Annotated in this window: 12 protein-coding genes; 2 read left to right on the forward strand and 10 right to left on the reverse strand. The window is 62.0% G+C overall.

From position 1 onward, the window contains the following. Nucleotides 1-79 precede the first annotated feature (79 nt). The 9 genes from V7787_RS37065 to V7787_RS37105 all read right to left on the reverse strand — a co-directional run bounded on the left by V7787_RS37065 (nucleotide 80) and on the right by V7787_RS37105 (nucleotide 7,408). Nucleotides 80-643 (reverse strand): NUDIX hydrolase, encoded by a 564-nt coding sequence (locus V7787_RS37065; RefSeq protein WP_010954491.1) that lies wholly within the window; start codon nucleotides 641-643, stop codon nucleotides 80-82. Between the two features lie 2 nt (nucleotides 644-645). Then, complete coding sequence (locus V7787_RS37070) at nucleotides 646-1,398, reverse strand: GntR family transcriptional regulator (RefSeq protein WP_010954490.1); 753 nt, start codon at nucleotides 1,396-1,398, stop codon at nucleotides 646-648. Nucleotides 1,399-1,486: 88 nt separating this feature from the next. Further along, complete coding sequence (locus V7787_RS37075) at nucleotides 1,487-1,876, reverse strand: carboxymuconolactone decarboxylase family protein (protein WP_003256073.1); 390 nt, start codon at nucleotides 1,874-1,876, stop codon at nucleotides 1,487-1,489. A 186-nt stretch (nucleotides 1,877-2,062) separates the two neighbouring features. Continuing rightward, entirely contained in the window at nucleotides 2,063-2,548 is a 486-nt protein-coding gene (locus V7787_RS37080; RefSeq protein WP_014590641.1) for a flavin reductase family protein, read from the reverse strand. A 12-nt stretch (nucleotides 2,549-2,560) separates the two neighbouring features. Continuing rightward, nucleotides 2,561-4,042: an aldehyde dehydrogenase gene (locus V7787_RS37085; RefSeq protein WP_336092598.1), complete on the reverse strand. Its 1,482-nt coding sequence runs from the start codon at nucleotides 4,040-4,042 to the stop codon at nucleotides 2,561-2,563. Then, a complete protein-coding gene (locus V7787_RS37090; protein WP_064493005.1) occupies nucleotides 4,039-4,872 on the reverse strand; it encodes an alpha/beta fold hydrolase in 834 nt (277 codons plus the stop codon). The genes V7787_RS37085 and V7787_RS37090 overlap by 4 nt, the downstream gene beginning before the upstream one ends. Before the next feature lie 68 nt (nucleotides 4,873-4,940). After that, entirely contained in the window at nucleotides 4,941-5,537 is a 597-nt protein-coding gene (locus V7787_RS37095; RefSeq protein ID WP_003256068.1) for an amino acid synthesis family protein, read from the reverse strand. A 264-nt stretch (nucleotides 5,538-5,801) separates the two neighbouring features. Then, complete coding sequence (locus tag V7787_RS37100) at nucleotides 5,802-6,842, reverse strand: LLM class flavin-dependent oxidoreductase (protein ID WP_010954486.1); 1,041 nt, start codon at nucleotides 6,840-6,842, stop codon at nucleotides 5,802-5,804. A gap of 80 nt (nucleotides 6,843-6,922) precedes the next feature. After that, nucleotides 6,923-7,408 carry a flavin reductase family protein gene (locus tag V7787_RS37105; protein ID WP_014756273.1) on the reverse strand — a complete coding sequence of 162 codons (486 nt, stop codon included), beginning with the start codon at nucleotides 7,406-7,408 and terminating at the stop codon, nucleotides 6,923-6,925. A gap of 316 nt (nucleotides 7,409-7,724) precedes the next feature. Here V7787_RS37105 and V7787_RS37110 point away from each other — a divergent pair, with 316 nt between their 5' ends. Beyond that, complete coding sequence (locus V7787_RS37110) at nucleotides 7,725-9,128, forward strand: purine-cytosine permease family protein (protein WP_010954483.1); 1,404 nt, start codon at nucleotides 7,725-7,727, stop codon at nucleotides 9,126-9,128. Between the two features lie 69 nt (nucleotides 9,129-9,197). On the opposite strand, the gene V7787_RS37115 is transcribed toward V7787_RS37110, so the two are convergent. Continuing rightward, nucleotides 9,198-10,118, reverse strand: coding sequence for an AraC family transcriptional regulator (locus tag V7787_RS37115; RefSeq protein WP_064493004.1), 921 nt, complete (start codon nucleotides 10,116-10,118; stop codon nucleotides 9,198-9,200). A 102-nt stretch (nucleotides 10,119-10,220) separates the two neighbouring features. Between V7787_RS37115 and V7787_RS37120 the strand changes: the two genes are divergently transcribed. Further along, nucleotides 10,221-10,781, forward strand: a complete 561-nt coding sequence (locus tag V7787_RS37120) for a carboxymuconolactone decarboxylase family protein (protein WP_029615376.1) — start codon at nucleotides 10,221-10,223, stop codon at nucleotides 10,779-10,781. The last annotated feature ends 13 nt before the right edge of the window (nucleotides 10,782-10,794 follow it).

Consider the following 10,794-nt stretch of genomic DNA (forward strand, 5'->3'; position numbering starts at 1 on the left):
GGGGCTGTGCCACTGCACGAGCCTCTGCCACTGCGCGATCCGGGGGAGTGCAGATTCACCCGCGAAGAGGCCGGACAGGCTAGCGCATGAAGTGCACTTTGCCGGTGTCATCATTGCCCATGTAAATGCCATACACCCCGGCCTGCCGCTCGAGGATGTAGCGCTCGAGAATTTGCCGGATAGCCGGGTAGTAGATCTCATCCCAGGGGATTTCATCCGGTTCGAAGAACTTGTACGCCAGCGTCTCCGGCCCGTACTGCCCGGTCTCTTCGGTAACGATGGCACGGAAGATGATGTACACCTCGCTGATCTTTGGCACGCTGAAGATCGAATACGGCGAGACGATGTCCGCACGTACGCCGCTTTCTTCCCATACCTCGCGCAGCGCCGCCTGTTCGGTGGTTTCGCCAGCCTCCATGAACCCGGCAGGCAAGGTCCAGGTGCCGGGGCGAGGGGGGATGGCGCGCTGGCACAGCAGGTACTTTCCATCGCGCTCGATGATGCAGCCGGCGATGATCTTGGGGTTGATGTAATGGATGTAGCCGCAGCCGGTGCAATGCAGGCGTTCGTGGGTATCGCCTGTGGGAACGCCCCGGGCCAGTTCCTTGGTGCAGTGCGGGCAGTAGCGCGGGGCATTGGGCATGATCAGCGACCTATGCGGGGTTCCTTCAGGGCCAAGGGTTCGACAATGTCGCGCACCTTGGCGTTGTCATCCTGCTTCTGGCGCAGGTAGTCCAGGGCCACCTTGGCTGCGGCGCGGACGTGGTCGACCGAGGCCTGGTGGGCCACCAGCGGGTCGCCGCCCTTGATGGCCTCGACGATCTTTTCCATTTCGCGGTTGCTGGCGCCGCGGCGGTTTTCCTGCGATACCGAGGTGGCGCGCAGGTAGCTGATGCGTGCTTGCAACTGGCGCAACTGCTGGGCCGCCACCTGGTTGCCAGAGCCTTCCAGCAGCACATCGTAGAAACCTTGTACCGAGTCCAGCACCTGTTGCAACTCGCCTTCTTCCAGTGCTTCGCGGTTCACTTCCAGCGCGCGTTCCAGCGCACGGATGTCCTTGGCCTTGGCGTTGAGGGTGAACAGTTGCACGATCAGGCCTTCGAGCACACAGCGCAGCTCATAGATGTCACGTGCATCTTCCAGGGTGATGATGGCCACGCGCGGGCCTTTGGCGTCGGCGAACTCGACCAGGCCTTCGGACTCCAGGTGACGCAGCGCTTCACGTACCGAAGTGCGGCTGACGCCGAGGCGGTCGCACAGGTCGCGCTCGACCAGGCGGTCGCCGGGCAACAGGTGAAAGTTCATGATTGCGGTGCGCAGCTTGTCGAGCACGATTTCGCGCAGAGTAACGGGGTTGCGGTTGACCTTGAAGCTGTCGTCGAGTGGCTGGCGTTTCATCAGGTGCGCTCTTTATGAGGCTGTTGCGCCAACATTGCGGAATGCCCCGAACCGAGGCTTTCCATGCAGTGGTTCGAACAGCCCGTTGTTAACGGGTTGGCTCCGCATCGGCTTCGGCAAACGCTTCACGGGCCAGGCGGAAACTGTCCACCGCCGCGGGTACGCCGCAATAAATGCCGACCTGGAGCAGGATTTCGCGAATCTGTTCACGGCTCAGCCCATTGCGCAGGGCACCGCGAATGTGCAACTTGAGCTCGTGGGGCCTGTTGAGCGCGGAAATCATGGCCAAGTTTATCATGCTGCGCTCTTTCAGCGACAAGCCTTCGCGGCCCCAGACGTGACCCCAGCAATACTCGGTGACCAGCTCCTGCAACGGTTTGGTGAATTCATCTGCGTTCTGGATCGAGCGGTTGACGTAGTCCTCGCCCAGTACCTGGGTGCGGATTTTCAGGCCCTTTTCGTACTTTTCATTGCTCATGTGCAGTACTCCGGCATAAAAAAGGGGCCGCAACCGAGGGTGAGACGATTAGCGCGACCCCTGAAAACAGGGGCATCGGTGTTGGCTTCTTCGCGGGCTTGCCCGCTCCCACAGCTTCCGGAATCTGTGCGATACCTGTGGGAGCGGGCGAGCCCGCGAAGAGGCCAACACCGACTTCAGGATGTATCAGCCAAGCGGCGGCAGGGCGCCGAGCTTGCCCTTGTGGTACACCATCGGGGTCATCGGCTGCTCAGGCAACACCAGGTTCTTCACCGCGCCGACAATGATCGCGTGGTCACCGCCGTCGTACTCGCGCCACAATTCGCACTCGATGATCGCCGTGGCCTTGGCCAGCAGAGGGTTGCCCAGCTCGCTCAGGTGCCATTCGACGCCCTTGGCCTTGTCCTTGCCCTTGCCTGCGAAGGCATAGGCTTCGGCGGTCTGGTCGGCGGACAGCAGGTGGATGGCGAACTGCTTGCTGTCGCGCAGGATCGGGTAGGTGTCGGAGGCATAGTTGGGGCAGAACAGCACCAGCGCCGGGTCGATCGACAGCGCGCTGAACGCACTGGCGGTAATGCCGACGATGCCGCCGTCGGCGTCCAGGGTGGTCACTACCGTGACGCCTGACGGGAAGGAGCCCATCACGTCTTTGTAGATGCCGGGTTCGATCATCTCGTGTTCCTCCTAGCGCATCACGAACGGGTCGGGCATCGGCGCGGTGGACAAGTTGATCCACACGGTCTTCAGCTCGGTATAGGCCAGCACCGAATCGATGCCGCTCTCACGGCCGTAGCCGCTGTTCTTGAAACCACCTATCGGTGCCATGGCCGACACGGCGCGGTAGGTGTTGACCCAGATGATCCCCGAACGCACGTCGCGGGCCAGGCGGTGGGCACGGCCCAGATCGCGCGTCCAGATGCCGGCAGCCAGACCGAATTGCGAGTCGTTGGCCATGGCCAGGGCTTCTTCTTCGGTCTTGAAGCGAATTACTGCGGCGACCGGGCCGAACACTTCTTCCTGCATGATGGTCATCGCGTTGCTGTCGCACTCGAACAGGGTCGGCTCGTAGAACCAGCCGTCACCTTCAACGTCGGCACGCTTTCCGCCCATGTGCAGTTTGGCGCCTTCGGCCTTGGCCGCAGCCACCAGGCCTTCGACGACTGCCAGCTGTTGCGCGGTGGCCATCGGGCCCATTTCGCTGGCGTCGTCCTGCGGGTTGCCGATGCGGATGCGCTTGGCGCGGGCAATCAGGCGCTCGACGAACACGTCGAAGATTTCATCCTGCACCAGCAGGCGCGAACCGGCCACGCAGCTTTGCCCGGACGCGGCATAGATGCCGGCCACGGCGCCATTGATGGCGCTGTCCAGGTCGGCGTCGGCGAAGATGATGTTCGGCGACTTGCCGCCCAGTTCCAGCGACAGCTTGGCGAAGTTTTCGGCACTGCTGCGCACCACGTGGCGGGCGGTGGCGGCACCGCCGGTGAAGGCGATCTTGCGCACCAGCGGGTGGCGGGTCAGCGCCGCGCCGGTGCTGGGGCCGTAGCCGGTGACCACGTTGACCACACCGGCCGGGAAGCCGGCCTCAAGGGCCAGTCGGGCCAGCTCGAGGATGGTCGCCGAGGCGTGCTCGGACGGTTTGAGCACGATGGTGTTGCCGGCAGCCAGGGCAGGGGCCAGCTTGATCGCGGTGAGGTACAGCGGGCTGTTCCACGGGATGATCCCGGCAACCACGCCGATCGGCTCGTGCACGGTGTAGGCGAACAGGTCGGGTTTGTCCAGCGGCAGGGTACCGCCTTCGAGCTTGTCGGCCAGGCCCGCAGTGTAGTGGAAGAACTCCGGCAGATAGCCGACCTGGCCGCGGGTTTCGCGGATCAGCTTGCCGTTGTCACGGCTTTCCAGCAGGGCCAGGTGCTCCTTGTTCTCGGCAATCAGGTCACCCAGGCGACGCAGCAGCTTGCCGCGGGCGGTGGCGGTGATGCTGCGCCACGCCTTGCTGTCGAAAGCACGCTGGGCGGCCTGAACGGCCAGCTCCACATCGGCTTCATCGGCGTCGGGCAGTTGCGCCCAGGCCTGGGCGGTGGCCGGGTTGAGGCTGTCGAAGGTCTTGCCGCTCTGGGCATCGCGCCATTGGCCGTCGATGCACATCTGGAAACGAACGAGGGTCATGCAACAATCCCCTTGGCGGATTCGGTGAGGGTGCGGGCTTGGGTGAGGAAGTCCAGCAGCATCTTGTTGACTTCACGCGGTGCTTCCACCGGCATCATATGCCGTTGCTCGGCGAGGACCACACTGCGTGCGCCAGGAATGCAGGCGGCGAGCTGGCGGGTCATGGCCGGGGTGGAGCCCGAGTCGAGTTCGCCGGTGGCGATCAGCGTCGGCACCTGGATACTGCCCAAGTCGTCGGCGCGGTACATGTCCTGAGTGGCGAACAGCGAATAAGTGGTGTGGTAGCCCTGCGGGTCGTTGCTCGCCAGCACCTGGCGAATTGCGGCGACCTGCGCAGGGTTGGCAGCCTTGTATTCACGGCTGAACCAGCGGTCCAGGGCAGCATCGACGTTGGCGTCGGGGCCCAGCTCCGCCGCCTGGGCGGCACGCGCGATCACCCCGGCACTCTGCTCGGGGGTGCGGTTGAACACGCTGTTGAGCACAACCAGTGCAGCCAGGCACTGCGGGTAATTGAGGGCGAATGCACGAGCAACCAGGCCGCCCATGGAGAAGCCGATTACGGTGGCTTGTGCAATTTGCAGGTGGTCAAGCAGTTCGGCGAGCTGGTCGGCATAGCCTTCCAGCGGTGTGTCGGCAGCCGGTACGCGGCTTTGACCGTGGCCGAGCATGTCGTAGGCGATGACGCGGTAGTCGTTGGCCAGGCCAACGAACTGACCGCCCCACATTTCCTTGTTCAGGCCCACGCCGTGGATCAGTACCACGGGTTGGCCTTGGCCGACATCCAGATAGCTGGTGCCGGCAGGTGTGCGTTCAGCGACAGGCTGAATCATGGAGGGCGCTCCTTGAAGGTCGGGCGCGGCGGGTAAGCACGCCACGCCCCGGCCCGTCTTGGTTGTTGTTATTGAGCGTTGGCTTTTTCGGCAGCCAGTTCTTCCAGGTCGATGTAACGGTTGCCGATGCGCGGGTGCAGGCGGCCGCCATCGGCTGCGCCCAGGACCACGACGATTTCATCGGCACGCGGGGCGTCTTCGATCTGCATTTCCAGGGTGATGTAGTGCGAACGCAGGCCTTCGTCGTCCTTCTGCATCATCGGGATCTGGATCGAAGTGCCTGGGCCGCCGCGCTTGTTGGTGAAGCTCAGGTAGCTCTTGGCCTGAACTGCCTCGCGGTAGTGGTTGCCGAAGCGCAGGGTATGGATCACGGCCGAGGCGTGCTCGATTTCGCCATCAGCGCCGACGACGGCGGCTTTACCGTAGGCCTCGATCTTGTCGGCGCCGCCAATGGCAGCAGTCAGGCGCTCGACCATCAGGGCACCCAGCTCCGAGCAGTTGGCGCGAATTTCCGGCTTCAGATCTTCAACGAAACCGCGACCGGCCCATGGGTTCTTGATCACGACGGCCAGGCCGACCATGGTCACCGGCTTGTCAGTGGCCTTGCCGCCTTCGATGCGGGTCTCTTCGGAGTAGGTGACGATCTTGCGGATTTCGAAACTCATGGGTGGCTCCTGGTGAGGGTTATCAGCTCTTGTTGTCTGATGGTATACCATAATATTTGTTGTGCAAGAGGTGTCAGGAAATTTCTCTTGCCGGGGGACGAAAGGTGGCCTGATGCCTTGATTTCTCTGTTGTCTGTACTGGCCTCTTCGCGGGCTTGCCCGCTCCCACAGGGACTGCACAGGTTTCAAAAAAAAGCCCGCTCACGCAGGCCGAAGGGGCCCACGGGAGCGGGCGCGTCCCGCAATGATTCAGGCAATGGGAATTCAGGCGAACGCCGGCACCACTTCCTTGATGAACAGCTCGAGCGACTTTTTCTTCTCGGCGTGGGGCAAGCTGTTGTCGCACCAGAAGCTGAACTCGTCGACGCCCAGTTCCTGGTAGTACTTGATGCGTGCGATGATCTCTTCCGGCGTGCCGATCATGGTGTTCTTGCGGATGTTCTCCAGCTGGAACGCCGGCACTTCGGCGAACTTCGACTCCGGGCTCGGCTCCAGGAAGCCATTCACCGGGGTCGTCTTGTTGCCGAACCAGGCATCGAAGGTGCGGTAGAAGCGCGAGATCGCCTGGGCACCGACCTTCCAGCCTTCCGGGTCGGACGGGCTGTGCACGTGGGTGTGGCGCAGCACCATCAGTTGCGGGCGCGGCACGTCCGGGTTGTTGTCCAGGGCGGCCTGGAACTTGTTCTTCAGGTCCAGCACTTCTTCGTCACCCTTCATCAGCGGGGTGACCATGACATTGCAACCATTGGCAACGGCGAAGTTGTGCGAGTCCGGGTCGCGGGCGGCGATCCACATGGGCGGCGTGGCGTTGAACGGCTTCGGTACGCTGGTGGAGGTCGGGAACTTGTAGACTTCACCGTCGTGGGCGTAGTCGCCTTCCCACAGCTTGCGCACCACCGGCACCATCTCGCGCAGCGCCTTGCCGCCGTCGGTGGCCGGCATGCCACCTGCCATGCGGTCGAACTCGAACTGGTAGGCACCGCGGGCCAGGCCCACCTCCATGCGGCCGTTGCTGATCACGTCGAGCAGGGCGCATTCGCCAGCGACGCGGATCGGGTTCCAGAATGGCGCGATGATGGTGCCGGCGCCCAGGCGGATCTTCTCGGTGCGCGCGGCCAGGTAGGCCAGCAGCGGCATCGGGCTTGGCGAAATCGTGTATTCCATGGCGTGGTGTTCACCGATCCACACGGTGCTGAAACCGCCGTCTTCGGCCATCAGGGTCAGTTCGGTCAGGTCTTCGAACAGCTGGCGGTGGCTGACCTGTTCATCCCAACGTTCCATGTGCACGAACAACGAAAATTTCATGGGTTTTTCCTCAACGCTTGTTATTGCCCGTCAGTCAATCGGGCTTCAATGTGGGAGCGGGCTGCGTCCAACTGCAGGCTTCAGGCAAAGGCCGGCAGGCTGGCCATCTTGCCGCGGCAGTACACCATGGGCCGTGGTGCTTCTGCCGGGACGATCAGGTTGTGCACCTTGCCGACCATGATGGCGTGGTCGCCACCTTCATATTCACGCCACAGTTCGCATTCGATGACGGCGGTGGCGCCGGCCAGGATCGGATTGCCCAGTTCACTCAGGCTCCACTCGATACCGCTGGCCTTGTCCTTGCCCTTCCTGGCGAACGCGTAGGCTTCTGCCTGCTGTTCACCCGAGAGCAGATGAATGGCAAAGCGCTTCTGCTTGATCAGTACCGGGTAGGAGTCGGAGGTGTAGTTGGGGCAGAACAGCACCAGTGGCGGGTCCATCGACAGTGAGGAGAAGGCGCTGGCGGTCAGGCCGACGACCGAGCCGTCGTCGTCCTGGGTGGTGATGACGGTAACGCCGGACGGGAAGGAGCCCAGAACGTTCTTGTAGACAGTTGCGTCGATCATCGGGAGTACCTCTGAAGGGCTGCGGTGGTCCGCGGTTTTTATCGTTGATGTGTCTGATGGTATACCGTAATACCTATTTTGCAAGCGGAATTTTCAACCCTAGGTTTTCGCGATGAACGGCCAAAAGCCACGAAAACCGTGGCCTTGAGCGGTGAGGCGGTTTGTCGCAGGGGTTTCGCAAGCGGATCAGTGGCCGTTTTTTCATGCGGATCAGTGTTGTCAAAAGTTTGGAATACCATAATATGGTCCGCAGCTGAGAGGCCGCCTAGATGCGGTTTCCTTACAAAGATAAAAACGACCTTTCGAGCTGAAAACCATGTCCCAACCGTCGTCGCAACACCAGTTTGTCGAGAATCACACGGTCGATTACGTTCCACCTGCCGAGCGCCACGGGAAGGCGCGCGACCTGTTCACCCTCTGGTTCAGTACCAACATTGCACCACTGCCCATCGTCACCGGTGCCATGGTGGTCCAGGTGTTCCACCTGAACCTGTTGTGGGGGTTGATAGCCATCGTCCTGGGCCATCTGGTCGGGGGCGTGGTCATCGCCCTGGCCTCTGCGCAGGGGCCGCAGCTGGGCATTCCACAAATGGTGCAAAGCCGTGGCCAGTTCGGCCGTTACGGTGCCTTGCTGATCGTGTTCTTCACCGCGCTGATCTATGTCGGCTTCTTTATTTCCAACATTGTCCTGGCAGGCAAGACCATCCACGGCATCGCCCCGAGCGTGCCGATGCCTGGCGCGATCGTGATAGGCGCCCTGAGCGCTACTGCCATCGGCGTGATCGGCTATCGTTTCATCCACATTCTCAACCGCATCGGTACCTGGGTGATGGGTTCGGCTTTGCTGGCCGGTTTCATCATGATGTTCATCCAGGACCTGCCGGCAGACTTCTTCAGCCGCGGCGCATTCAACCTGTCGGGCTTTATCGCCACCGTGTCGCTGGGCACCATCTGGCAGATCAGCTTCTCGCCGTACACGTCAGACTATTCGCGCTATCTGCCGCGTGAAGTGGGCATTGCCAAACCGTTCTGGGCTACCTACCTGGGCGCCACCCTGGGCACCATCCTGTGCTTCAGCTTTGGTGCAGTGGCCGTGTTGTGCGTCCCGCAAGGCACCGACGCAATGGACGCGGTGAAGCAGGCTACCGGCTGGCTGGGCCCGATCCTGATGGTGCTGTTCCTGCTCAACATCATCAGCCACAACGCCCTCAACCTGTATGGCGCGGTGCTGTCGATCGTGACCGCAATCCAGACCTTCGTGGCCGAGTGGACGCCGAGCGTCAAGGTACGGGTGATCCTGGCCTCGGTCATTCTGGTGGGCTGCGGGATGGTGGCACTGAATGCCTCGGCCGACTTCATAGGTCAGTTCATCGGCCTGATCCTGGCGCTGCTGCTGGTGCTGGTGCCTTGGGCTTCGATCAACCTGATCGATTTCTACCTGATCAAGAAGGGCCAGTACGACATCGCCTCAATCTTCAGTGCAGACGGCGGCATCTATGGCCGCTTCAACCACCACGCGATCATTGCCTATGCCTGCGGCATCCTGGTGCAGCTGCCGTTTGCCAATACTTCGCTGTATGTGGGGCCGTACTCGAACATTGTCGAAGGGGCCGACCTGTCGTGGCTATTCGGCTTGCTGGTGACCGTGCCGCTGTATTACTGCCTGGCCACACGCGGGAAGGCGGTTAACAGTGCGCGGGTTATCAGCGTCAACGACTGACAACTGCAACATGGGGCTGCAAAGCAGCCCCGACTATGGCCGCTTGGTCGATTTCCGCGCTTTGCTGGGTCAGGCATGCCCGCGCCCGTCATGCTGCCTGCGATACGCCCCCGGCTGCACCCCCACTGCCTTGGCGAACGCCCGGGTGAATGCGGCCACCGACTGATACCCCACCTGCGCGCCCACCTGCTCAACGGTATGCCCCGCCTGCAGCAACTGGCTGGCATGGCGCATGCGCAGCGCCAGCAGCACTTGTCCCGGTGACTGCCCGGCCAGCTCGCTGAAACGCTTGAAAAAAGCCGACCGTGACAACCCGGTGCAAGCGGCCATGTTCTCCAGGGTCCAGGTTTGCCCCGGTTGCTCGATCAATTGCTCAAGCAATCCGGCAAATGCCGGCTGGCGGGCGAGGGCGACCAGCCCGCCCAGCGATTGCCCTGCGTGCACCTGCTGGCGCAGCACGTACAGGAACAACAAGTGCGTCAGCCGTTCCAGTAGCATCTGTGATGGCCCAGCATCTCGCCGGCATTCTTCCAGGATCAGCCCGAACAGCGCCCGCGCTGCGCTGCCGCTGGGATCTTCAGCGCGTAACAAGATCCAGTCAGCGAGACCCTCGACAATCAGCGAGCAGAGGCCCGACTGAAAATGGAAGAAGCCGCAGACCAAGCCAACGCCGTCGGCGGCCTGGCTATCCAGCGCCTGCATGGCCTGGCGTGGCTGAGCACAGGCGTCGACCGGGTCCTGATCGCTGGACAAGCGATAGGCCAGGTCACGCAGCAGGAACACGGCATCACCTTTCTCCAGGCGAATGGCCTGCGGCTGGCCGTCAATGTGCAGCCAGCAATGCCCTTGCACCACCAGGTGAAAGCTGGCGCGGCCCATGCCTTGGGTACTGGCATGCCAGCCGCCGCAATAGCGGCCTACATGAAACAGGCTGGCATCGAGCTCCAGGCTTTCTAATAACCAATCGACAAGCGGGCTGGACGAAATCATCTAATGCAAAGACTCAGGAGCAAGGAAAGGCGACTGACGAATATGGAGGGTAGTTCTTATAACCAACAGACTGTAGTGACACTCATCAAAGGAGATCACTGCATGTCCGCGCGCATTACTTTACACACGCTGCAGAGCGCCCCGGAAGCGGCACGGCCGTTCCTTGAGAACGCGCAGAAGAATTCCGGCTTCATCCCCAACCTGCTTGGTGTGCTGGCCAACGCCCCGGCGGCGCTGGAAACCTACGTGACCGTTTCGGCACTCAATGGCAAGTCTGAGCTTGGCCTGGCCGAGCGTGAAGTGGTGCAACTGATCGCGGCCACCCAGCATGGCTGCGACTTTTGCGTGGCCGGCCATACGGCCGTCGCGCTGAACAAGGCCAAGCTGCCGCAGGAGGTGGTCGATGCTCTGCGTGCCCGTGGCGAACTCCCGAACGCCCGCTACGAAACCCTGGCCGCCTTTGCCCGCGAAGTGATCGCCACCCGTGGCAATGTCAGCGAAGCCACCTACCAGGCCTTCCGTGAGGCCGGCTTCAGTGAAGGCAACGCCTTGGAGGTGATTCTGGGCGTAAGCCTCGCAACCCTGTGCAACTTTGCTAATGTTTTCGCCCAGACGCCACTCAACGAAGAGCTTGGCAAATACCGCTGGCAGCCTTCTGCGTAGTCCACCTGTGATA

The organism is Pseudomonas sp. CGJS7, assembly GCF_036961695.1.

What these genes read in the sequence shown, in the direction of transcription:
- V7787_RS37070 (WP_010954490.1), bottom strand. Translation starts at nt 1,398, where the DNA reads ATGAAACGCCAGCCACTCGACGACAGCTTCAAGGTCAACCGCAACCCC.
- V7787_RS37085 (WP_336092598.1), bottom strand. Translation starts at nt 4,042, where the DNA reads ATGACCCTCGTTCGTTTCCAGATGTGCATCGACGGCCAATGGCGCGAT.
- V7787_RS37090 (WP_064493005.1), bottom strand. Translation starts at nt 4,872, where the DNA reads ATGATTCAGCCTGTCGCTGAACGCACACCTGCCGGCACCAGCTATCTG.
- V7787_RS37110 (WP_010954483.1), top strand. Translation starts at nt 7,725, where the DNA reads ATGTCCCAACCGTCGTCGCAACACCAGTTTGTCGAGAATCACACGGTC.
- V7787_RS37100 (WP_010954486.1), bottom strand. Translation starts at nt 6,842, where the DNA reads ATGAAATTTTCGTTGTTCGTGCACATGGAACGTTGGGATGAACAGGTC.
- V7787_RS37120 (WP_029615376.1), top strand. Translation starts at nt 10,221, where the DNA reads ATGTCCGCGCGCATTACTTTACACACGCTGCAGAGCGCCCCGGAAGCG.
- V7787_RS37075 (WP_003256073.1), bottom strand. Translation starts at nt 1,876, where the DNA reads ATGAGCAATGAAAAGTACGAAAAGGGCCTGAAAATCCGCACCCAGGTA.
- V7787_RS37065 (WP_010954491.1), bottom strand. Translation starts at nt 643, where the DNA reads ATGCCCAATGCCCCGCGCTACTGCCCGCACTGCACCAAGGAACTGGCC.
- V7787_RS37080 (WP_014590641.1), bottom strand. Translation starts at nt 2,548, where the DNA reads ATGATCGAACCCGGCATCTACAAAGACGTGATGGGCTCCTTCCCGTCA.
- V7787_RS37105 (WP_014756273.1), bottom strand. Translation starts at nt 7,408, where the DNA reads ATGATCGACGCAACTGTCTACAAGAACGTTCTGGGCTCCTTCCCGTCC.
- V7787_RS37095 (WP_003256068.1), bottom strand. Translation starts at nt 5,537, where the DNA reads ATGAGTTTCGAAATCCGCAAGATCGTCACCTACTCCGAAGAGACCCGC.
- V7787_RS37115 (WP_064493004.1), bottom strand. Translation starts at nt 10,118, where the DNA reads ATGATTTCGTCCAGCCCGCTTGTCGATTGGTTATTAGAAAGCCTGGAG.